The sequence below is a fragment of the Biostraticola tofi genome, assembly GCF_004343195.1.
Lineage (GTDB): Bacteria > Pseudomonadota > Gammaproteobacteria > Enterobacterales > Enterobacteriaceae > Biostraticola > Biostraticola tofi.
Genome location: NZ_SMCR01000001.1, coordinates 874,814 through 895,864 on the forward strand (window position 1 = coordinate 874,814; position 21,051 = coordinate 895,864).

The 21,051-nt window shown below is 55.2% G+C and carries 19 protein-coding genes and 1 pseudogene; 11 read left to right on the plus strand and 9 right to left on the minus strand.

Going from position 1 to position 21,051, the window contains the following annotated elements:
• The first annotated feature begins 1 nt into the window (after position 1).
• Positions 2–805 carry an ABC transporter ATP-binding protein gene (locus EDC52_RS04010; protein ID WP_230467937.1) on the plus strand — a complete coding sequence of 268 codons (804 nt, stop codon included), beginning with the start codon at positions 2–4 and terminating at the stop codon, positions 803–805.
• Between the two features lie 66 nt (positions 806–871).
• On the opposite strand, the gene EDC52_RS04015 is transcribed toward EDC52_RS04010, so the two are convergent.
• Positions 872–1,606: a 4'-phosphopantetheinyl transferase family protein gene (locus EDC52_RS04015; RefSeq protein ID WP_165911646.1), complete on the minus strand. Its 735-nt coding sequence runs from the start codon at positions 1,604–1,606 to the stop codon at positions 872–874.
• 132 nt (positions 1,607–1,738) lie between these two features.
• Between EDC52_RS04015 and EDC52_RS04020 the strand changes: the two genes are divergently transcribed.
• Positions 1,739–1,978 (plus strand): hypothetical protein, encoded by a 240-nt coding sequence (locus EDC52_RS04020; protein ID WP_165911647.1) that lies wholly within the window; start codon positions 1,739–1,741, stop codon positions 1,976–1,978.
• Positions 1,979–2,168: 190 nt separating this feature from the next.
• Here EDC52_RS04020 and EDC52_RS20390 read toward each other — a convergent pair.
• Together EDC52_RS20390 and EDC52_RS04030 are read right to left on the minus strand one after the other, a co-directional pair.
• A pseudogene (locus EDC52_RS20390) lies at positions 2,169–3,065 on the minus strand (methyl-accepting chemotaxis protein); the annotation flags it as partial.
• Positions 3,066–4,036: 971 nt separating this feature from the next.
• Positions 4,037–4,477, minus strand: a complete 441-nt coding sequence (locus EDC52_RS04030; RefSeq protein WP_131864020.1) for a hypothetical protein — start codon at positions 4,475–4,477, stop codon at positions 4,037–4,039.
• 95 nt (positions 4,478–4,572) lie between these two features.
• Between EDC52_RS04030 and EDC52_RS04035 the strand changes: the two genes are divergently transcribed.
• The 4 genes from EDC52_RS04035 to EDC52_RS04050 all read left to right on the plus strand — a co-directional run bounded on the left by EDC52_RS04035 (position 4,573) and on the right by EDC52_RS04050 (position 9,256).
• On the plus strand, positions 4,573–5,598 hold the full coding sequence (locus tag EDC52_RS04035) for a putative B6 ABC transporter substrate-binding protein (protein WP_230467938.1): 1,026 nt from the start codon (positions 4,573–4,575) through the stop codon (positions 5,596–5,598).
• A gap of 71 nt (positions 5,599–5,669) precedes the next feature.
• Complete coding sequence (locus EDC52_RS04040) at positions 5,670–7,229, plus strand: putative B6 ABC transporter ATP-binding protein (protein WP_131864021.1); 1,560 nt, start codon at positions 5,670–5,672, stop codon at positions 7,227–7,229.
• Positions 7,226–8,320 carry a putative B6 ABC transporter permease subunit 2 gene (locus tag EDC52_RS04045; RefSeq protein ID WP_131864022.1) on the plus strand — a complete coding sequence of 365 codons (1,095 nt, stop codon included), beginning with the start codon at positions 7,226–7,228 and terminating at the stop codon, positions 8,318–8,320. The genes EDC52_RS04040 and EDC52_RS04045 overlap by 4 nt, the downstream gene beginning before the upstream one ends.
• Before the next feature lie 3 nt (positions 8,321–8,323).
• Entirely contained in the window at positions 8,324–9,256 is a 933-nt protein-coding gene (locus EDC52_RS04050) for a putative B6 ABC transporter permease subunit 1 (RefSeq protein WP_131864023.1), read from the plus strand.
• Here EDC52_RS04050 and EDC52_RS04055 read toward each other — a convergent pair.
• From EDC52_RS04055 to zipA, 3 genes are all read right to left on the minus strand, one after another.
• Positions 9,235–9,468 carry a DUF3820 family protein gene (locus tag EDC52_RS04055; protein ID WP_131864024.1) on the minus strand — a complete coding sequence of 78 codons (234 nt, stop codon included), beginning with the start codon at positions 9,466–9,468 and terminating at the stop codon, positions 9,235–9,237. The two genes, EDC52_RS04050 and EDC52_RS04055, sit on opposite strands and share 22 nt — an antisense overlap.
• 13 nt (positions 9,469–9,481) lie before the next feature.
• Positions 9,482–11,518 carry an NAD-dependent DNA ligase LigA gene (ligA, locus tag EDC52_RS04060; RefSeq protein WP_131864025.1) on the minus strand — a complete coding sequence of 679 codons (2,037 nt, stop codon included), beginning with the start codon at positions 11,516–11,518 and terminating at the stop codon, positions 9,482–9,484.
• A gap of 78 nt (positions 11,519–11,596) precedes the next feature.
• On the minus strand, positions 11,597–12,688 hold the full coding sequence (gene zipA / locus EDC52_RS04065) for a cell division protein ZipA (protein ID WP_131864026.1): 1,092 nt from the start codon (positions 12,686–12,688) through the stop codon (positions 11,597–11,599).
• A gap of 236 nt (positions 12,689–12,924) precedes the next feature.
• On the opposite strand from zipA, the gene cysZ reads away from it, so the two are divergent.
• The 5 genes from cysZ (at position 12,925) to crr (ending at position 17,839) form a co-directional block, all read left to right on the plus strand.
• Positions 12,925–13,689 carry a sulfate transporter CysZ gene (gene cysZ / locus EDC52_RS04070; protein WP_131864027.1) on the plus strand — a complete coding sequence of 255 codons (765 nt, stop codon included), beginning with the start codon at positions 12,925–12,927 and terminating at the stop codon, positions 13,687–13,689.
• 199 nt (positions 13,690–13,888) lie between these two features.
• Positions 13,889–14,854 carry a cysteine synthase A gene (gene cysK / locus EDC52_RS04075; RefSeq protein ID WP_131864028.1) on the plus strand — a complete coding sequence of 322 codons (966 nt, stop codon included), beginning with the start codon at positions 13,889–13,891 and terminating at the stop codon, positions 14,852–14,854.
• A 398-nt stretch (positions 14,855–15,252) separates the two neighbouring features.
• The gene (gene ptsH / locus EDC52_RS04085) at positions 15,253–15,510 is read left to right on the plus strand and encodes a phosphocarrier protein Hpr (RefSeq protein WP_131864030.1); all 258 of its coding nucleotides are present in this window, start codon (positions 15,253–15,255) and stop codon (positions 15,508–15,510) included.
• A gap of 50 nt (positions 15,511–15,560) precedes the next feature.
• Positions 15,561–17,288, plus strand: coding sequence for a phosphoenolpyruvate-protein phosphotransferase PtsI (gene ptsI, locus EDC52_RS04090; RefSeq protein WP_131864031.1), 1,728 nt, complete (start codon positions 15,561–15,563; stop codon positions 17,286–17,288).
• Between the two features lie 41 nt (positions 17,289–17,329).
• The gene (gene crr, locus EDC52_RS04095) at positions 17,330–17,839 is read left to right on the plus strand and encodes a PTS glucose transporter subunit IIA (protein WP_131864032.1); all 510 of its coding nucleotides are present in this window, start codon (positions 17,330–17,332) and stop codon (positions 17,837–17,839) included.
• A 90-nt stretch (positions 17,840–17,929) separates the two neighbouring features.
• Here the strand turns inward: crr and EDC52_RS04100 are convergent, their stop codons facing one another.
• The 3 genes from EDC52_RS04100 to cysM form a co-directional block, all read right to left on the minus strand.
• A complete protein-coding gene (locus EDC52_RS04100; protein ID WP_131864033.1) occupies positions 17,930–19,333 on the minus strand; it encodes an ATP-binding protein in 1,404 nt (467 codons plus the stop codon).
• Positions 19,333–20,013, minus strand: a complete 681-nt coding sequence (locus EDC52_RS04105) for a response regulator transcription factor (protein WP_131864034.1) — start codon at positions 20,011–20,013, stop codon at positions 19,333–19,335. Before EDC52_RS04105 ends, EDC52_RS04100 begins: the two co-directional genes overlap by 1 nt.
• Positions 20,014–20,137: 124 nt before the next feature.
• Positions 20,138–21,025, minus strand: a complete 888-nt coding sequence (gene cysM, locus EDC52_RS04110) for a cysteine synthase CysM (RefSeq protein ID WP_131864035.1) — start codon at positions 21,023–21,025, stop codon at positions 20,138–20,140.
• Between the last annotated feature and the right edge of the window lie 26 nt (positions 21,026–21,051).

Sequence of the window (21,051 nt, forward strand, 5' to 3'; positions counted from 1 at the left end):
CATGTCATTTTTAGACGCACCGCTAGAGGGGCAGGATCTGACCCTCGGCTACCGAGATAACATCATCACCCGTAATCTGAATGTCTGCATTCCGCGCGGCAAATTCACGGTTATCGTCGGTCCGAATGCCTGCGGTAAATCCACCCTGCTGCGGGCATTAAGCCGACTGCTGGCGCCCCAGTCCGGTCAAGTGTTGCTTGATGGCAAGCTTATCAGCAAACAGGGAAGCAAGGATATCGCCCGTAAGCTGGGCCTGCTGCCGCAAACCTCTGTGGCGCCGGAGGGCATTACGGTTGCCGATCTGGTGGCGCGGGGGCGTTATCCACACCAAAGCCTGTGGACCCAGTGGTCAGTCCTGGATGAACAGGCGACCCATGACGCCATGAAGGCCACCGGTGTGGATACCCTGGCGGATCGCGCGGTGGACTCCTTGTCGGGCGGTCAGCGGCAGCGGGTGTGGATCGCCATGGTGTTGGCTCAGCAAACGCCGGTGCTGCTGCTTGACGAACCGACCACCTATCTGGATATCACCCATCAGATTGAGTTGCTGGAGCTGTTTTGCCGTCTTAACCGCCAGCAAGGACATACCTTGGTGGCGGTGTTACATGATTTGAACCACGCCTGCCGCTATGCCGATCATATCATCGCCATGCGTGACGGCGCGATCCTGGCTGAGGGCGCACCGGCAGATATTATTACTGCCGAGTGCGTGGAGAAAGTCTTTGGCCTGCCCTGCGTCATCATAGATGACCCGGTATCCCATACGCCGCTGGTTATCCCTCAAGGGCGCTGGCAGCCAGACTGAATTCGATGACGCCAGCCGCAACTGCCTGATAAAAACACCAGAGGAACGTTGTGTTGCTGGCGCTTGTCAGCCGATGTTGAGGGATAACAGGGTAATAACATCTTCTGCATGCCGGGCATAGGCGCACTCGAATCGCATACCGGCGGTAACCTCCGGCGACAGGCCGACCAGCAATTGCAGGGTGATATGGCTCGCAGTCAGGTCGATCACCTGAGCATCCAGAAAATCAAAATAGCGCCGGACAGATGGATACAACGCTTTGAACAGCGTTTCCTTGGCGGAAAACGCCAGCGTCAGACTGACCGCAAACGGCAGCGACAGCGTATCCAGGTACTGACGCTCGGCGACATTAATGATACCGGACCACAACTCAAGCGCCTTGGCTGGGGCTATCAGCGTTTCGATATCAATGCCAACACCACCGATCCCGTTTTCTGAACGTTTACCCACTAGTGCCACTGCGGTAGAGGCGTGATGGCTAATAGCGCCATACAGGTTCTCCGGCCAGCAGGGCGCCCGATCTTCCCCCGGCAGCAGCACGAAGCCGGGATAGCCGAATTCAGCCAGTAACCTGTCGCACAGGATACGCCCGGCCAAATACTCGGCCCGACGTTTTACCGAAGCACTGGCGATGCTCTCCGGCAGCGCTATGCCCCTGGCCCGGTATTCTTCATCCTGATAAAACAGCGTATCAAAGGAACAATGCCAAACGCGGACCGGCAGCAATGCCTGCTGCAGCTCGGGCGGCCCAAACGGCAGCCCCTCCTCAATCAATAATAAATAGGGAGCCTGATTGTTCATTAAACAGCATCCTTTTCCAGCGAAACCATGGTATAGCTTCATAAGATATTAAACAGGCTTTTCATCAGTATAATCAGTGAACTGAAGATTGATGAATCCCAGCATCATTTATTATTTTCTAGGAGCTTCTTTATGGTCATCTCCTCTCAGATACTGCCATTTGCGGCGATTGCGCTGGGCCTGGTGCTGACGCCGGGCCCCAACATGATCTATCTTATCTCCCGATCCCTTAACGCAATGAATGCACTCAGCGCCGGGTCAATTGCGCAGAGGCTGAACGGGCGCCCCTTATGGTGGGTAATACAACGCTGGCTGATGGGCACGGTGCTGGCCGGACTGGCGATACGTATGCTGGCTGAGAGCCGCCGCTAGTCTGGCTACAGGTCCACGCGGGCTGTAGACCGGCGACAAGCGATATCAGCATACCCGTACCGAGCACCGTAACGAAGGTAGCCATGCCCATCATACCGGCGCGCTTGTGGCCTGCAGCGCGGTCTCTCACCGCGTATTGAGCCGTTGCCCTGACGGCCAGACGCGGGTCCAGACCGTCATGTGTCAGCGACTAGAAACGCTCCCAGGCATCTTTGTTGTTATCTTCTAATCTCAGATTGCCGCCACGGTTGGCGCTCAGCGAAGTCATAGGGACTTTAGCCATACCGGCAAAACCATTCTTCGGACTTGCCGACACGTTGTTGATAGTGAATATCGACATGGCGGTGTTCAGCGTGTGAGCCTGTTCCTGCAAACTCTGCGCTGCACAGGCAGATTGTTCGACCAGGGCCGCATTCTGCTGGGTAACTTGGTCCATTTCATTGACCGCCTCGGAAATCTGCGAAATACCAATGCTTTGTTCATCGGACGCCAGTGTGATTTCACCAATGATTTCACTGACTTTGGATACTGACTGTACGATTTCCTGCATGGTTTTGCCCGCATCGTCGGCCTGAGATGAACCCAGCACGACTTTCTGCACCGAGCTTTCAATCAAGGTATGGATTTCCTTGGCAGCATCGGCGCTGCGTTTGGCCAGATTGCGTACTTCGCCTGCGACCACGGCGAATCCACGTCCTTGCTCGCCTGCCCGTGCCGCTTCCACCGCCGCGTTAAGCGCCAGGATATTGGTCTGATGCGCAATGCCGTCAATGACCCGGTTGATATCGGCAATCCGCCGAGAACTGGTGGCTATTTCCTGCATCGTTTTAACCACACTATGCACGGCATCCCCGCCTTCGCTGGCGGTTTGTCGTGCCTTGATTGCCAGCTGATTGGCGTGATGCGCATTTTCGGCATTGTGCTTAACGGTGATTTTCAACTGTTCCATACTGGCTGCGGTTTGCTGCAGTGCTGATGCCTGCTCTTCAGTACGTGAAGAGAGATCATTACTGCCGGATGAGATCTCCTGGGCGCTGCTATAAATGGTCTCTGCGCTGTTTCTGACTTCGGAAACAATAGCGCTCAACGATGTCTGCACATCCGACAGCTCAGACAGCACCGTACCTATCTCATCCCGATGGCCGATATCAATCGGCGTCACCAGATTACCGTGGGAAATAATCCGGCAGTGCTCACACGCGAGCTCAAGTCTGACAAATAGGGCGCTATTTACCCAACGCCAGGTGATGTAGCCGAATAAAAACAGCAGTACAAAGGCGGCTATCGAGATAGTGAGATTACGAAAATATTGATCGTTAGAGATTTTGATCAATTGTCCCCAGCGCTCTTCCGCCCGGGCATTATACGCAGCCATGAGCTTATCGAAACGCTCGATAGCCGCAGTCAAATTGCCATTGTTACTGTTCCTGACGTTATTGTTTTTCAGAAACTCAATGTTCCCCTGAACCAGTGGGATAAGGTTAGCATAGGCCAGTTCAAGGTCTTTGAGCCGCCGCTCATACGCTGGCGAAAAGTAAGGCGGAGCAACCACTCCCCGCATAAGTTTTATGGATTCATCGATTAGCGTTTGCACTTTGGCTAAACTGGCCGTTCTCTCTTGCGCAGTGGCGATACCCGGCGTTGTAATCAGGTAGAGTTCTGCACTGATCTGCGCTCGCTTGGTATTGATGAGCTGCAGGTCATACGACCCTTCAGCCCGACGGGACATTTCTGAGAAATTGTCCCGGGCCTGGTGCGAATCTCTTACTGCAAGCAGTAAAAGGACCGAGATGAATATAAAGATGAACCCGCCAATAATAGCTATCGACGACGATAATTTCCTATTTTTGAACATATTTCTGCCGATGCGCCTTTAGAAAAGTGGAATGCCAGGCTATGTTATCGGCAACGCTTAGAAAAAATTTAATGGAATTAATTTGTCGGCTAAGTGAGTGTCTGTCATTAGTGAACCGGTTATTGACCTGACATCGACCCAGGGGCTATGTTGGGAGCGGAAAAATGGTCCGGTATTGATTAGCAGCCAGCAGCACGGCAGTTTCAGTCAGGCGTTATAGGCCTGCACTCAACCGGTGAAGGGTTAGCCGTGCAATCCAGTGCAATCGATTGCACTGTTGCACCACGGTGGTTGGGCAACCTGATGTCGGCGCGCGTCTGCCAGGATTTTCCTTCCTCACCGCACCACAGCCTTTGCAACGGCATTTGATCCAAAGAGCGGTTAAGCATAATGACCTCTCCACTGGCGGTGTTTTTCCATAGGGCAATGTTGAGTTGCTGACCGAGCGCTAACTGCCCGAGCGCGACGGAGTACCAGTGAGCAGTAGTGGCCTGGCAATCCAGCGGTTTGCTGCCGGCGTTATAAATGGACAGCGTAAAAGGCGTCAGGCCGGCAGTACCCTGCCTTACCACCGGTGCCTGTTCGGCACCGGCGTGACTGACAACCAAAAGACAGGCAGACAACAGGCAGGGCATTAATTTCATCACGCTTCTCCGGCACCGATAACAGTGAATTCGTCACTGCCAGAAGAAAATGTATCCAGGAATAAGTCAATAATAATATGTTGAGGAAAACGCTTATGTTCAAACCGTGGTTCACCTGTGCTGTTGTGATGATCGTCGCTTCGACAATCGGCTCGGTATCCTCCGCCGCTGAAATCAAATCAATCGCTATCCTGACCCCTGAACCCGGTACCGATTTTGGCTGGAACCAGCAAGGCATTGCCGCGGCCAGGCAGGCGGGTAAAAATGAGGGGGTGAACGTTATCATCGCCGACAACCTGGGCTATGGCGATGTTCGGCCGGCGCTGCGGGATCTGGCCGAAGACGGTGCCCAGTTGCTTATCGCCCATGCCAGCGGTTACAACCAGGCGGCACCGGAAATCGGCGACCAGGTCGGCGTGCCGGTCGCCATCACCGACAGCCCCGCCTCGCTTAAGGCAGGAAAAGTGGCGGATTATACCGTCAGTGGACATGAGGGCGCTTATCTGGCCGGTACGCTGGCGGCCACCATGACTCGCAGCGGCACAGTAGGTATCGTCGTTTCAGGGGAGCCTCCGGCCTGGAATGCCCAGTCCAGCGCGTTTATCCTTGGCGCACGCGCCGCCCGGCCAGACATCCATATTCGCTACGCCGTCATAGGGCCGGCCGCTTATAGCGACGCTACCGGCGGTAAACGGGTCACCTCTTCTGTCATCGCCGCCGGCGCGGATATCATTTTCGGTCAGGGCAACGGCTCAAGCTTTGGTATGCTGCAGGCGGTAGAGACCACCCCGGCCCCGGATGGCGGCAAAGTCTATTTCATTGATGTCATCGGCGACAAATCAACTATCGACAAAGGCCATCTGCTCAGTTCCGTCGTCTGGAACCTGGCACCGGTCTACACGGCAATGATTGAAGATCTGAAAAAAGATGCCTTTGGCGCGCACAACTATAAAACATCGCTGGCCGATGGTTCTATCAGTTTGCTGAAAACCCGCTATATCCCCGATGAGATCTGGCAAAAAGTTGGAAACGTGCGCCGCGCCATTATCAGCGGCCAAGTGAAGGTGCCCGCGGATTACGACGCAAAATCCTTGCATGCATTACTGGCCTCGACGCAATAAGTCGCCTGGCTTAGCGTTAAACAGACCCAACCCGCAGTCACGTTGACGTATTTTCGCAGGATAACAGCAACATGCGCCAGTCTGCCCCCGCTACCATCATGCCGAAGGTGGAGCTGAACCAGTTGAGTAAAAGCTTCGGTGATGTTGTCGCCTGCGAGCGGGTCAGTCTGGCCCTGTGGCCTGGCGAAGTACATGTCCTGCTCGGAGAAAACGGGGCCGGAAAATCGACACTGGTCAGCATGCTGTCCGGCCTGCAGCGTCCGGACAGCGGCGTTGTGCGTGTTGATGGCCGGCCGGAAAAACTGACATCGCCGCGTCGTGCGCTGGAATTGGGTATCGGCACGGTTTTTCAGCACAGTATGATGGTGCCTGAACTCAGTCTCATCGATAACATTGCTCTCGGCAACGGCACGTGGTGGCGCAGGCCTGACCGGCAGCAAATAGCCGCCGAGCTTAGGCGCATCGGTTTGGAAATCGGCATCCATCTGGATCCGCTGGCTAAAGCCGGATCATTGTCGCTGGGAGAACTGCAGCAGGCGGAGATCGTCCGTACCTTGATGCGCGGCAGCCGGGTCATTGTCCTGGATGAAGCTACCGCCATGCTGGCGCCTCATCATGCCGAGGAACTGGGGCAATTGATGGGCCGACTGGTTGGTCGGGGTCTGGCGGTGGTGTTTATCACCCATAGACTTACTGAAGCGCTGGCCTGGGGAGACCGAATCTCCGTATTACGCCAGGGACGCAAAGTCGGAGAATTGACGCCGGATCAGCTGAACGACCTTAGCCAGCCACAGGCGGTAGAGGAAATAATGCAACTGATGTTTAACCTGCAGGACGGCCCTGCCGCCCCGGCAGCGACCAGGATAAGCGCCATCAGCAAAGAGGCGCCCGCACGACTGGATATCCAGCGGCTGAAAATACCCGACCCGGTGGTACCCATCAACGCTTTCGACCTGCGGGTCGCCGGCGGTGAAATCCTCGGTATCGCCGGTATCGACGGCAATGGCCAAAAACAGCTGGCCGAGGGCCTGGCCGGGCAGCGTCCGCTATCGGCCGGCCATATTTATCTCGACGGTGAGCCTATTGAGGGTTATAGCGTCGGCGAAAGGCGCCGACGCGGTCTGCGCTATGTCACTGATGATCGGCTGGGAGAGGGAACGGTAGCCGGGTTTTCAGTGGCCGTTAACCTGCTGCTCAAGCAAATTGGTGAACCGCCTTTCTGGCGTCGAGGGCTGGAGCAGCCCGCGGCGATCGCCGGCTATGCTCGCGCCCGCGCCCGGCAGTTCGATATCCGCACGCCGAGCATTGATAGCCCCATAGCGAGCCTTTCCGGCGGTAATATCCAAAAAGTACTGCTGGCAAGGGAACTCGGCAAGCATGCCAAAGCCGTCATCTTTGCCAAACCGACCCATGGACTGGATGTAAAGAATATCCAGTCGATACGGCAGCGCATCCGCCAAACGGCAATAGAGGGCGCGGCTGTCATTTTGATATCGACCGATTTGGAGGAATTGCTGGCGCTGGCGGACAACATCGTGGTGATGTCCAGGGGCGTCATCATCGGCAGGGTCAGCAACCAGGGCGACGCACGTCTGAAAGTAGCCGAACTGATGAGCGGGGTAGGCCAATGATCGGTGGATCCCCTTCAGACGGCAAGCTGGCCTACCGGCTTATCGGTCGTCTGCACCCCAGACGCTGGCTCGCCCCTTTGCTGATGTCTGCAGGGCCGATGGTTGTTGCCTTGCTGGTGACCGGCGTGCTGCTGGTGATGATGGGTGTCAATCCGCTGGAGTACTATGGTTATATTGTGCGCCGTGGTCTGCTCAGCCCTTCAGGCCTGCAGGCAAGCCTGACCAGGATGGGCCCTCTGCTGCTTATTGCTGCCAGCCTGATTGCCGCCTTCCGCGCCGGGCTCTGGAATCTGGGCGGCGACGGACAATTCTTGCTGGGTGCCGTGTTCGCTTCGGCTTCGGCCCCGGCACTGCTGGCCGCCGGTACGCCGCTCTGGTTGACGCTGCTGGCCGCATCGCTGGTCGGCGCTGTTATCGGCGGGCTATGGGCGGTGCTGCCTGCCCTGCTTAAAGCCTGGCAAAATATCAATGAGATCATCACTACCCTGATGATGTCATTCCTGGCAATTTCTCTATCCAACTTACTGATAAAAAATGTCTTTTTTGATCCAGGCACCACAGTACCCCAGACCATCAATCTTGCTTATGCCGACCGATTGCCGCCGCTTTTCGACAGTCATGTTTCCAGCGGTGTGCTGATTGGCCTGTTCGCCCTTCTTCTGGTGCACTGGCTAATGACGCGTACCGCGCTTGGCCTGCAGCTGAGAGTTGTCGGCGCCAACCCCGGCGCGGCCATACACGCCGGGCTGCCGGTGATCGGCCTGACGGTCCTGGCGTTGGCTTTATCAGCCTCTCTGGCCGGCCTGGCCGGTGCCGTTGAGGTGCTTGGGGTACAGGGAAGCGTCCGCGCCGACTGGAACCCAGCCTACAGTCTGGTGGTGGTGCCACTGGTTTTCCTGGCACGGCTCAACGGCTTCGGCACCCTCGCTTTGGTGTTTATCTTTTCGGTACTGTCTATAGGCAGCGAGAGCGCCGCCAGGCGCATCGGGGTACCGAATCACTTTACCCTGGTCACGGTAGCCGTACTGCTGATTGTAATGGCGCTGACCGAACGGGTGGCGGGCCGTCGCCGCGAAAAAAAAGGGGGCTGAAAGATGGATCCATTAAGCCAGGGTTTTCTGACATCACTGCTGTTGGGCACGGTGGTCGCCGGCGTGCCTCTGCTGTTGGCCGGGCTCGGCGAGCAGCTGTCTGAAAAAACCGGCGTGCTCAATATCGGGCTTGAGGGCATGATGCTGACCGGTGCCTATGCCGGTTTTTATATCGCCTGGCAGACCGGCTCCCTGTGGCTGGGTCTGACCGGCGGCGCGATCGCCGGCCTGGCTGTTGCGGTTCTGATGGGCATTTGCTGCGTCTGGCTGCGGCTTAACCAGATCGTTATCGGTATTGCCATTACCCTTGGTGCCGAGGGCGCCACTGCCCTGCTGCATTATCTGCAGTTCAGCCGTACCTATCCGCGACTGGGAAGGACAGATACCCTGCTGCTGCCTGGGCTGGCGGACATTCCTTTCATCGGGCCGATTTTTTTTAACCAGCCAGCCATTGTCTATCTGGCAATACTCCTCACCGGGCTACTGTCATGGCTTTATCGACAGACCCATCTGGGTTTATCACTGCAGGCGGCAGGCGACAAACCTGAGTCGCTGGATGCGGCCGGTGTCGATGTGCTGTGGACTCGGACCCTGGGGGTACTGTCTGCTGGCCTGCTGGCTGGATTAGGTGGGGCGTTCATGTCGCAGATTGGTGCGGGAATCTTCGTGCCCTTCATGACCCAGGGTAACGGGTTTATCGGGATTGTGCTGGCGATGCTGGCCAGAGGCAAGCCCTGGTGGGTGCTGGCCGGTGCCCTGCTGTTCGGCGGTTGCCTGTCGATAACTACCGCGCTGCAGGTACTGGGGGTAAACGTACCGACCGACGCCATACAGATGCTGCCGTATATCGCCGTGATGCTGGTACTGATTATTTTTGGACGGCGGGCAAAACTGCCCGCCGCCTTGGCAACCGCTTACGTTCGCGGAGCGCGATGACCTTCTCTCAGTGGGTCAATCAGCCCCTCCAGCCCTTCGGTCTTGATAACCAGGGCCAGATTCATCAGCTCGCCGAGCCGCCCGGCAGGGAATTCATCCTTGCGGGCAAACCAGAGCAGGTAGGGCTCAGGCAAATCGATAAGCATCCTGCCCTGATATTTTCCAAAAGGCATCGCGGTATTGGCGATGGCGATCAGATCCTCTTTTTCCATAGTGGTTCTCCTGTCAGGGTTGTTCACTTAACAGTCGGATCATTTCAGCCTCATCGATCACCGGAATATTCAACTGCTGCGCCTTGGACAGCTTTGAGCCCGCAGCTTCGCCGGCAATAACCAGGTGGGTTCTGGCTGAAACGCTGCCGCTGACTTTAGCCCCCAGCGCTATCAGACGATCCTTGGCTTCATCCCGCGATAAAGTGGTCAGCGAACCGGTCAGAACGATGGTTTTGCCGGCAAAGGGATTATCCTGCTGCGCCGCATTATCGCTGGTGGCCGGTTGCGGCCAGCGAAGTTGAATTTCATGACTGAGCAAATCCTGAATGACGTCCAGGTTGTGGCGCTCTTCAAAAAAATTGTGCACATGGGCCGCCACCACTTTACCAATATCCGGCACGGCGACCAGCGCCTCTTCATCAGCCTCGATCAGTGCATCAAGCGTTTTGAATTCAGCCGCCAGATTGGCGGCGGTCGCTTCACCGACCTCACGGATGCCCAACGCATACAGGAAGCGGGCAAAGGTTGTTTCCTTCGCTTTTTCCAGCGCATCCAGCAGGTTTTGCGCTGATTTCGGCCCCATCCTGTCCAACCGGGTCAAGGTTTCCCGACTCAGCCGGAACAGATCGGCAGGGGTTTTAACCACTTCCCGCTCGACCAGTTGATCAATGATTTTATCACCCATGCCGTCCACATCCAGCGCCCGCCGCGAAACAAAGTGTTTGAGCGCTTCCTTACGCTGAGCGGCGCACACCAGACCTGCGGTACAGCGCAGTACCGCCTCGCCTTCCACCCGCTCCACATCAGAACCGCAGACCGGACAACAGTCGGGAAAGACCACCGCACGGGCATCAGCCGGTCGTTCGCTGTCCACCACCCTCACTATCTGCGGAATCACGTCGCCGGCGCGACGGATTATCACCATATCGCCTATCTGCAGTCCAAGGCGTTCGATTTCATCCGCATTATGCAGGCTGGCATTACTTATCATGGCACCGGAAACCAGTACCGGCTCAAGTCTGGCGACCGGCGTTATCGCGCCGGTTCTGCCGACCTGGAACTCCACGTCCCGGACGCGGGTCATCTGCTCCTGGGCCGGGAATTTATAGGCTATCGCCCAGCGCGGGGCGCGGGCGACAAAGCCGAGCCGCTTTTGCAGCGCCAGGTCATCGACCTTGACCACGACCCCATCAATATCAAATCCCAGCTGGGCCCGGCCGGCCAGTACCTGTCGATAAAACTCGAGCACCGCTTCACTGCCGGTAGCACGTTTCACCCGCTCGCTGACCGGCATGCCCCAGGATTTGAACAGCTGCAACCTTTCCCAATGGCTGTCCGGCAATTCGCCGCCCTCCAGCAGGCCGACGCCATAGCAGAAAAAGGTCAGCGGTCGCTTGGCGGTAACAGCCGGATCCAACTGACGGAGTGAACCGGCAGCGGCGTTACGCGGGTTGGCAAACAGTTTGCCATTCTGACGCCGGGCATCGTCGTTCAACCGCTTGAATCCGTCTTCGGTCATAAATACTTCACCACGGATTTCAAGTTGGTGCGGCACCGGGGCCAGCCCCGGTTTCAGGCGCAGCGGTATTGATCTGATAGTACGAACATTGTCGGTGATGTCTTCACCGGTAGTGCCGTCACCACGGGTTGCGGCGCGGGTAAACTGGCCGTCAATATAAAGCAGACTGACCGCCAGACCGTCCAGCTTGAGTTCACAGCAATAGGTCAGTTCATCATCACGTTTGAGCCGGTCGCTGACGCGCTTGGCAAAGGCCAGTAAACCGGCCTCGTCGAACACATTATCCAGCGACAGCATAGGGACTTCATGCCTGACCTCGCCGAAAGCCGTCAGCGCCATGCCGCCAACCCGCTGGGTCGGTGAGTCAGGGGTGATACGCTCAGGATTGTCGGTTTCAAGCTGGCGCAGTTCAGCCATCAGCTTGTCATATTCGGCGTCGGGAAGCTGTGGGTCATCCAGCACGTAATATTGGTGCTCGTGATGGCGCAGAGTGGCGCGCAGCGCATTGATTTTAACGTCTATCGGGTCCATGTTTCACCATCGATAATAACGGAAAACCCCCGCGTACGGGGGTTGTATGATTCAGGGGCGCGGCCGAGCTGACGACATTCAGGCGTCGGCAATGACCTCAAGCACATCACGGATACGGGCTTTATAGGTATCCAGCTTCTGCGGCGTTAACATCCGTCGTTCATCATCCAGCACCACTCCACCGCAGTCATCGGCAATGCGCTGGGCGGACTGCAGCATCAGCTTGAAGTTCTGATGGGCGTCGCCATAGGAAGGCACCATCATGAACATCGAGATCCCGGGGGTGGTAAATTCAGCCATGGCATCTGGGTTAAAAGAACCCGGCTTTACCATATTGGCAAGGCTGAACAGGACCGGTCCACTGCCGGCCGGGCTGAGGTGACGATGGAAAATATTCATTTCCCCGTACTGGAAACCGGCCTGAAGAACGCTCTGCAGCAAATCTTCTCCGCCGATGACCGTGCCGTTATGGGCAGCGACATGCAGCACCAGCACCGTCTCCCTTGGCCTGGCCGGTGCGGCGGGTCGCGTGGGTTCGACGGCCGGTTGCTGGTGCGACGATGGGGAATGGGCATGCCCGCTTTCGCCGACGCCGTGTCCGCCATCGCGCCCATCTTCATCACTTCCATGACGGCGGTGTTGCTCAGGATTTTCCTGCACTGATCGAGGTTTGATCTGCGCTGACGAAGGCAGCAGTGGATCGTCGCCGTGCTGGTCGAAATCTGATATGTCGTCTGCAGCTTCAGGCTGCTGTACCGGAGCAAATGGCTGTTGCTTGCCAAGGGCATGGCGGATGGGTTCTGAAACAGTGTCCTGTTCCCCGGGCTGGTCGTCAAACAATGGGTCAAATACCTGCCCTGGTTTTTGACCCACTGGAGCGGCGTGACTTGATGAAGGCGCCGCCGGTTCCGACGGATCGCGGTATTGCCCCAGGGGAGGTACATCATTATTATTACGGACGCGAGTAATACGAACCTCACCCACACTTTCCTCGCTGTCATCCAGCGATGGGTCGTTAGGTTCCTGACGTTCTTGTTTCAGTCGTTTTACCGGGCGGTCGCGGAAAATCGAAGAGCGTTCTTTACGGCTGGTCCACAAGCCGTGTAACAGCAACGCAATAATTGCGACCGCACCTACAACGATTAATATCAGACGCAAATCCTGCATCATTGCCATCTCAGTTGTTCTGATTCATTGTTCATTGCCATAATTGGCAAACATTTACTTTCTTAACTGTATTTGCCCGCGTAGACAAGTGCAAGTCCACGCGGTATTTTCTGTTAAAAAGATATCACATGTACAATTTTTTGCTGGTTTTTCAACCAAAAGTGCCTATATGGGCGGACATCATAATGATCATGACGCCGCTCGCGGATTAAATCAATACAACCCATGGTCTGAAAGCGATGCAAAATGACGCTAGAAAACGCAGTGGATTACATTATTTTATCTCTGGTTGGCGACTTGTCACCCTGCCCGGCATAAAACGCTATGTCATGATCCCGCTGCTGCTCAATATTATCCTGCTGGGAGGCTCATTCTGGTGGCTTTACAGCAAACTGAATGAATGGATGCCCAAAGCCATGGCCTATATCCCCGACTGGCTGCAGTGGCTCAGCTATATTCTCTGGCCGCTGAGCGTGGTCGCCATCCTGCTGATATTCGGTTACTTTTTCAGCACCATTGCGAATCTCATCGCCTCTCCTTTCAGCGGACTGCTGGCCGAGAAACTGGAGGCCAGGCTGACCGGCAAACCCCTGCCGGACAGCGGCTGGATCGGACTTCTCAGGGACACCCCGCGCATCCTTCACCGGGAGTGGCTGAAGCTGGTCTATTACCTGCCGCGGGCGGTGATGCTGTTGCTGCTTTATTTCATTCCCGGCTTCGGCCAGACCGTGGCGCCGATTCTGTGGTTTGCCTTTAGTGCATGGATGCTGGCGGTGCAGTACTGTGATTTCCCCTTTGATAACCATAAAGTTCCTTTTCGAACCATGCGTGGTGCCTTGAGACGCCACAAATACATTAATCTGCAATTTGGCGCGCTGGTGAGTATTTTCACCCTTATTCCCGTGGTAAACCTGATGATCATGCCGGTCGCAGTTTGCGGCGCCACAGCGATGTGGGTAGATCGTTATCGGGATGAATTCGTCGCCGACTCTCCCCGTCCCTGACCTCGAAAAGACAGGTGCGGCCATCGCACCTGCCTCCTCTTGTGCCCTGCAGTCCGGCAGCGATCCTGTTCTTAAAACTTATGTCTTAATAACATATCGATATACCATTCTTTTACTTCCGTCAAACGGCTGAAAGGGTATGCTCTTTGTATTCTCGCCCTCAATGGGCTGTAAGCAGCTAAGCATAAAGGACTGGGTCATGAGCAAGATTTACGAAGATAATTCACTGACGATCGGCCATTCACCACTGGTTCGTTTAAACCGTATCGGTAACGGACGTATCCTGGCAAAAATCGAGTCGCGCAATCCAAGCTTCAGCGTGAAATGCCGAATCGGATCCAGCCTTATCTGGGATGCGGAAAAACGCGGTGTGCTTAAGCAAGGGATCGAACTGGTCGAACCCACCAGCGGCAACACCGGGATTGCTCTGGCTTATGTTGCTGCAGCGCGCGGTTACAAACTGACGTTAACCATGCCGGAAACCATGAGTGTGGAACGTCGCAAGCTGCTTAAAGCCCTGGGTGCCAGCCTGGTGCTGACCGAGGGTCCTAAAGGCATGAAAGGCGCTATCGCCAAAGCTGAAGAAATCGTCGCCACCGACCCCGAGCGTTTCCTGATGCTGCAGCAGTTCAGCAATCCCGCCAACCCGGCAATCCATGAGCAGACGACCGGCCCGGAAATCTGGGAAGATACCGATGGCGAAGTCGACGTTTTCATTGCCGGCGTCGGCACCGGCGGCACCCTGACCGGTGTCAGCCGTTATCTGAAACATACCCAGGGTAAAGCGGTGTTGAGCGTAGCGGTTGAACCGAGCGACTCGCCGGTTATCAGCCAGGCGCTGGCGGGTGAAGAAATCAAGCCCGGCCCCCATAAGATCCAGGGTATCGGCGCCGGGTTCATCCCCGGAAACCTGGACCTCAGCCTCATTGATCGGGTTGTGCAAATCACCAACGATGAAGCGATCAGCACCGCCCGTCGCCTGATGGAACAAGAAGGCATACTGGCCGGCATCTCATCAGGCGCTGCGGTTGCCGCGGCCCTCAAGCTGCAGGAAGATGAAGCCTTTGCCAATAAAAATATTGTCGTCATCCTGCCCTCTTCGGGCGAGCGTTATTTGAGCACCGCCCTGTTTGCCGACCTGTTCACCGAACCGGAATTGAAATAGTCCCGATAACGCCTCAGTGTGTAAAAAAGCACCCGTCAGGGTGCTTTTTTGTGGGAGGGATCAAACTTTTAACCCTTGGCGAATTGATTTTATTGGTTCAGTCTTGTATTTAGACAGACAATTATTTCGATGCATGAAATTAATCTGCTATTAATTGTTCTGCTGGCTGAATCGATTAACAGCCTGTAGCTTTCCGTTGAAAAGCGGCATAATAATAAAGAGAGGAATAATTCAGAATCGGGTGGTTTAGCAATCTGGCCATAACCGTCATTTTATTCCCTCACATGCCCAGTCCGGGTTGATACCTCCCGGCGTGTACCAAACAGGCTAAAGTGCGTCTTTTAGGCTAAACTTTAGCCCCACAACACTGATTTCATCTAATAAGTTGGGGAAAAACAATGTTCCAGCAAGAAGTTACGATTACTGCACCTAATGGCCTGCATACCCGCCCTGCCGCACAGTTCGTCAAGGAAGCAAAAGGTTTCAGTTCCGATATTACCGTTACCTCGAATGGCAAAAGTGCCAGCGCTAAAAGCCTGTTCAAACTGCAAACCCTGGGCCTGACCCAAGGCACCGTCGTCAGTATTTCCGCCGAAGGCGAAGATGAACAACAAGCAGTAGAGCATCTGGTTAAACTGATGGCAGAGCTTGAGTAACAAAAAGCCCGGTCTTTTTAGTTAACATGGATCAAGAGTAAGGTAGGGTTATGATTTCAGGCATTTTAGCATCACCGGGTATCGCCTTTGGTAAGGCTCTGCTACTAAAGGAAGATGAAATAATCATCAACCGGAAAAAAATCACTGCGCCAGAGGTTGAGCAGGAAATTGAGCGTTTCCTTAACGGACGGGCCAAGGCATCGGCTCAGTTGGAAGCGATTAAAACCAGAGCCGGTGAGACCTTCGGTGAAGAAAAAGAAGCCATCTTCGAAGGCCATATCATGCTTTTGGAAGATGAAGAGCTTGAGCAGGATATCATAGCCCTGATTAAAGATGACTTGGCTGCCGCCGATGCTGCGGTGTACACCGTAATCGAGACTCAAGCCAAGGCGCTGGAAGAGCTGGACGACGAATACCTCAAGGAACGCGCGACCGATGTGCGCGATATCGGCAAACGTCTGCTGCGTAATATCCTCGCAATGCCGATCATCGATTTGACCTCTATCAATGAAGAAGTGGTGTTGGTCGCCGTTGATTTGACGCCTTCAGAAACGGCGCAGCTTAACCTGGATAAAGTCCTCGGATTCGTTACCGACCTGGGTGGACGGACGTCCCATACGTCGATCATGGCCCGTTCTCTTGAACTCCCCGCTATCGTTGGTACCGGCAGCGTCACTCGTCAGGTAGTCAACGGTGATTACCTGGTACTGGATGGCGTAAACAACCAGGTTTATGTCAATCCGACACCGCAGCAGATTGAAGAGCTGAAAGCCCTGCACAGCCAGTATGTGTCAGAAAAAAATGAACTGGCCAAGCTCAAAGACCTACCGGCAATCACTCTCGACGGTCATCAGGTAGAAGTCTGTGCCAATATTGGCACAGTGCGCGATGTGGCGGGCGCCGAACGGAACGGTGCCGAAGGCGTAGGCCTGTATCGTACCGAATTCCTGTTTATGGATCGTGATTCATTGCCGACCGAAGAAGAGCAGTTCCAGGCCTATAAGGCCGTGGCGGAATCCATGAGCACCGGTTCTATCATTGTTCGAACCATGGACATCGGCGGAGACAAAGATCTGCCGTATATGAACCTGCCGAAAGAAGATAACCCTTTCCTTGGCTGGCGCGCCATCCGTATTGGTCTGGATCGTAAAGAGATGCTCCATGCCCAGTTGCGCGCTATTCTGCGTGCATCCGCATTTGGCAAACTGCGCATCATGTACCCGATGATTATTTCGGTTGAAGAAGTGCGCCAGTTGAAAACTGAACTTGACCTGCTCAAAGCGCAGTTGCGCGAAGAAAGCAAAGCGTTTGATGAGTCGATTGAAGTCGGCGTCATGGTGGAAACACCGGCCGCAGCGACCATTGCTCACCATCTGGCTAAGGAAGTTGATTTCTTCAGTATTGGGACAAACGACTTAACCCAGTATACTCTTGCTGTAGATCGCGGTAACGAGTTAATTTCTCACCTGTATAACCCGATGTCTCCAGCAGTATTGACATTGATTAAACAGGTTATAGACGCCTCGCACGCGGAAGGTAAATGGACGGGCATGTGTGGCGAGCTGGCGGGAGATGAACGTGCTACACTACTGTTATTAGGGATGGGACTGGATGAATTCAGCATGAGTTCTATCTCTATCCCACGCATCAAGAAAATCATTCGCAACACGAATTTTGGCGATGCAAAGGCGTTAGCAGAGGAAGCTTTAGCTCAACCTACCGCGGATGAGCTGATGAATCTGGTCAACACGTTCATTGAAGAAAAAACGCTCTGCTGATTTCACGACGCTGACCCGATATAAATGCTTAGGAGAAGATCATGGGTTTGTTCGATAAACTGAAATCGCTGGTTTCTGATGACAAAAAAGACACCGGAAGCATCGAAATTGTTGCACCTCTTTCAGGTGAGATCGTCAATATCGAGGATGTTCCTGATGTTGTTTTCGCTGAGAAAATTGTCGGCGATGGCATTGCCATTAAACCCAGTGGTAACAAAATGGTAGCGCCGGTGGACGGCACTATCGGTAAAATTTTTGAAACTAACCATGCTTTTTCTATCGAGTCCGACAGCGGCATCGAGCTTTTTGTTCACTTTGGCATCGATACCGTTGAATTGAAAGGTGAAGGTTTCAGGCGCATTGCCGAAGAAGGCCAGCGCGTGAAAAAAGGGGATGTGGTCATCGAGTTTGATCTGCCATTACTGGAAGAGAAAGCAAAATCCACCCTTACCCCGGTCGTCATCTCCAATATGGACGAGATCAGGGAATTGGTTAAACTGACCGGCAGTGTTGTGGTTGGCGAAACCCCGATTATCCGCATCAAAAAATAATGCTCTGGGCCGCCGGCCAACACCGGTGGACTATCAGCAGCATCAGCCTTACCGTCTGATAGCCCGATTCACATCGGGCGTTTTAAGACCTCAAGGTTGCCCTTCCCGCCAGTGAGGCAGGTGGATAGCAATCGCCAGGCCGCCGTCAGGCAGATTGGTCGCCTCCACCTGGCCTGCGTGTTCCATGATAACTTTGCGGGTAATAGCCAATCCCAGTCCGTAACCTTTACCGCCTTGGGGAGAGTTGATGCGCACAAAAGGGTCGAAAATGCTGGAGAGTTTGCTTTCTTCGACGCCAGGTCCCTGGTCGGTCACCAGGATATCCAGGCGTGCTCCATGTTGCGTCAGCCTGATGACCACCCGTTGCTCGGCGATGGAAAAACGCAGTGCATTCCGCACTATATTTTCCACTGCCCGGCGCATCATTTCTGCATTTCCGCGCACCGTATAGTCACACTGAACATTTACCTCAAATTCTACCGCAACGCCGGTATTCTGCGCTTCATAGCGGGCATCGCTCAAGATTGACTCAATCAGCAGCCGAAGATCAAAATAGTCCTCATCCGGCGGGTTGCCATGCCCAACCCGGGAAAGCGCCAGCACATCGCCAATCATCTTATCCATTCTGGCCGCTTCGTGCTCAATGCGCTTAAGCGAGGCGGGAAGGTTATCCTGATTCTGGTGGGCCAGTCCGATGGCCAGCTGCAGCCGAGCCAGCGGCGATCGCAACTCATGGGACACATCATGCAGCAAGGCGGCACGGTTACTGACCAAGAGCTGCAGGCGTTCAGCCATAGCATCGAAATCCCGCGCCACATCACTTATTTCATCGTGCCGGCGGCGCATTAACGGCAGCAGACGCACGCTGAGATCACCTAATGACACCTGGTTAAACGCTTTTTGCAGCTGGCGCATCGGCCGGGTCAGGTTCCATGCCATCAGCATGCTGAACAACAGGCCCACCGTAACGCCAAGCCAGAACAAGGGGCTGGGCATATGCAGGATGCTGCCGTTACGATTATTATGCAGTTGGTGACGCAGTTCACCGGCATCATAACTGACCCGGTAAAGCTGCCCATCACTATCGGTGAAAAGCTTTTCGACACTGGTCGGCAGGCGGCCGGGTACTTGAGGCAACGCTGCTGCGGCCTTGCCAGACACTCTGCCCGATGCAGCGCCAGTCTGGCGGTCGCCGGTGCCAGTTTGCCGACTGTCGATCGCGGCGGCCGCCAGCGGCACGATATTGACCAACGCGCGCTCGTCTGCCGGCCATTGCGCCATCAGCGACTGCAGTGCCGGCATGCCGCCGGTTTTCAATGCTGTTTCCACAGCTGTCATCTGCAGCTCGACGATGCGTCGGGCGCCGTTTTCTTCCGGCGGTTGATGATCATTACCGTAAAGCGTAAAAACGGCCCACAGTATTTGGGTGATTAACAAGAAGATAAGCCAGAACCCGAGCAGGATCTTCCAAAAGAGACGTCCGCGGGTGGTCATCAGCGGATTCTGTAGCCGATACTGCGAACGGTTTCGATACTGAGCGTACAGCCAGGCAGCAGCGAAAGCTTGTGCCGGATATTGCTGATATGAACATCTATGCTGCGATCATAGGCCTCGCGCCGGCGTCCCAGCGCTTTCTCGGACATGTCGTCCTTTGATACCACCCGGTCCTGAGCCCGCATCAGCAGTTCCAGCAAATTGAATTCCGAGGCGGTGAGATCAAAGGGCTTATCCTGCCATAGACTGCCGCGGGTAGCCGGGTTAAGCGTCAGTTTGTCATAAGTGACGATACCCTCTGGCACCGTTTTATCCGGCAATTCATCAAAGCGACGCAATACCGCGCGCAGTCGAGCCACCAGTTCCCGGGGATAGCAGGGTTTCGGCATGTAATCATCAGCGCCCATTTCCAGACCGATGACCCGGTCGATATTGTCGCCTTTGGCCGTCAGCATGATAATCGGGATGCGGCTGCTTTTGCGGACCTGGCGCAGCACATCGGTTCCGCTCATGTCAGGCAGCATGATGTCCAGAATGATGGCGGTGTATTGGCCGGACAACGCGCCTTCCACGCCTTCTTTACCGGTCAGGACCAGCGAGGTGGCAAAGCCTTCGGCGGTCAGGTATTCACTCAGCATCTTGCCCAGTTCGCGATCATCGTCGACCAGTAGGATATTCATGTTTATTCTCCGAATGGGTGCCGCGGCACGGCATATTTGCAGACTATGACAACGGAAAAGCCCGACGGGTCATCGAAAATACGGTTTCGAAGATAAAAATAACCTCTCTGCAGGCAGGCCCGTCTTATGCCGGACTGAATATGCCGGTCGACAGGTAGCGATCGCCGCGATCGCAAATGATAGCCACCACCATGCTGCCCGGTGCGGCGGCAGCCACCCGTAACGCCCCGGCCACTGCGCCGCCTGAACTGACACCACAGAAAATGCCCTCTTCCCTTGCCAGAAGACGCATGGTTGTCTCGGCTTCGCTCTGCTGGATATCCAGAATTTCATCCACCGCCTCCGGTCGAAAGATGCCGGGCATATAGGCCTCGGACCAGCGGCGGATTCCCGGGATACTGCTACCGGCGGCAGGCTGCAGGCCGACGATCCGAATATCCGTTCGCTGTTGTTTCAGGTACTGACTTACGCCGGTGATGGTGCCTGTCGTGCCCATACTGGATACAAAATGGCTAATCCGGCCGTGGGTCTGCCGCCAGATTTCCGGACCGGTGGTGGTAAAGTGCGCCAGCGGGTTATCCGGATTGTTAAACTGGTCCAGTAGCTTGCCTTCGCCATTGCGCGCCATCTGCAATGCCTTATCCCGGGCCCCTTCCATGCCCTGGTCGCGACTGACCAGAATCAATCGGGCGCCGTAAGCGAGCATTGCATCCTGACGTTCCTGGCTCATGTTCTCCGGCATTAGCAAGGTCAGCGAATAGCCTTTCATCGCCGCAATCATCGCCAGCGCAATGCCGGTATTACCGCTGGTGGCTTCGATAAGCCTGTCACCTGGGGTGATTTCCCCGCGAAGCTCGGCCTGGCTTATCATCGATAAGGCCGCCCGGTCCTTGACCGAGCCTGCCGGGTTGTTCCCCTCCAGTTTAACCAGAATATCGCTGCCGGTATGGCTTGCCAGCCGCTGCAGTTTCACCAGCGGAGTGTTGCCTATGCACTGTTCCAGGGTCATCAAAATGGCTTATCTCAATAAAGACGCAG

What these genes read in the sequence shown, in the direction of transcription:
- EDC52_RS04010 (WP_230467937.1), top strand. Translation starts at nt 2, where the DNA reads ATGTCATTTTTAGACGCACCGCTAGAGGGGCAGGATCTGACCCTCGGC.
- EDC52_RS04015 (WP_165911646.1), bottom strand. Translation starts at nt 1,606, where the DNA reads ATGAACAATCAGGCTCCCTATTTATTATTGATTGAGGAGGGGCTGCCG.
- EDC52_RS04020 (WP_165911647.1), top strand. Translation starts at nt 1,739, where the DNA reads ATGGTCATCTCCTCTCAGATACTGCCATTTGCGGCGATTGCGCTGGGC.
- EDC52_RS04030 (WP_131864020.1), bottom strand. Translation starts at nt 4,477, where the DNA reads ATGAAATTAATGCCCTGCCTGTTGTCTGCCTGTCTTTTGGTTGTCAGT.
- EDC52_RS04035 (WP_230467938.1), top strand. Translation starts at nt 4,573, where the DNA reads ATGTTCAAACCGTGGTTCACCTGTGCTGTTGTGATGATCGTCGCTTCG.
- EDC52_RS04040 (WP_131864021.1), top strand. Translation starts at nt 5,670, where the DNA reads ATGCGCCAGTCTGCCCCCGCTACCATCATGCCGAAGGTGGAGCTGAAC.
- EDC52_RS04045 (WP_131864022.1), top strand. Translation starts at nt 7,226, where the DNA reads ATGATCGGTGGATCCCCTTCAGACGGCAAGCTGGCCTACCGGCTTATC.
- EDC52_RS04050 (WP_131864023.1), top strand. Translation starts at nt 8,324, where the DNA reads ATGGATCCATTAAGCCAGGGTTTTCTGACATCACTGCTGTTGGGCACG.
- EDC52_RS04055 (WP_131864024.1), bottom strand. Translation starts at nt 9,468, where the DNA reads ATGGAAAAAGAGGATCTGATCGCCATCGCCAATACCGCGATGCCTTTT.
- ligA (WP_131864025.1), bottom strand. Translation starts at nt 11,518, where the DNA reads ATGGACCCGATAGACGTTAAAATCAATGCGCTGCGCGCCACTCTGCGC.
- zipA (WP_131864026.1), bottom strand. Translation starts at nt 12,688, where the DNA reads ATGATGCAGGATTTGCGTCTGATATTAATCGTTGTAGGTGCGGTCGCA.
- cysZ (WP_131864027.1), top strand. Translation starts at nt 12,925, where the DNA reads ATGCAAAATGACGCTAGAAAACGCAGTGGATTACATTATTTTATCTCT.
- cysK (WP_131864028.1), top strand. Translation starts at nt 13,889, where the DNA reads ATGAGCAAGATTTACGAAGATAATTCACTGACGATCGGCCATTCACCA.
- ptsH (WP_131864030.1), top strand. Translation starts at nt 15,253, where the DNA reads ATGTTCCAGCAAGAAGTTACGATTACTGCACCTAATGGCCTGCATACC.
- ptsI (WP_131864031.1), top strand. Translation starts at nt 15,561, where the DNA reads ATGATTTCAGGCATTTTAGCATCACCGGGTATCGCCTTTGGTAAGGCT.
- crr (WP_131864032.1), top strand. Translation starts at nt 17,330, where the DNA reads ATGGGTTTGTTCGATAAACTGAAATCGCTGGTTTCTGATGACAAAAAA.
- EDC52_RS04100 (WP_131864033.1), bottom strand. Translation starts at nt 19,333, where the DNA reads ATGACCACCCGCGGACGTCTCTTTTGGAAGATCCTGCTCGGGTTCTGG.
- EDC52_RS04105 (WP_131864034.1), bottom strand. Translation starts at nt 20,013, where the DNA reads ATGAATATCCTACTGGTCGACGATGATCGCGAACTGGGCAAGATGCTG.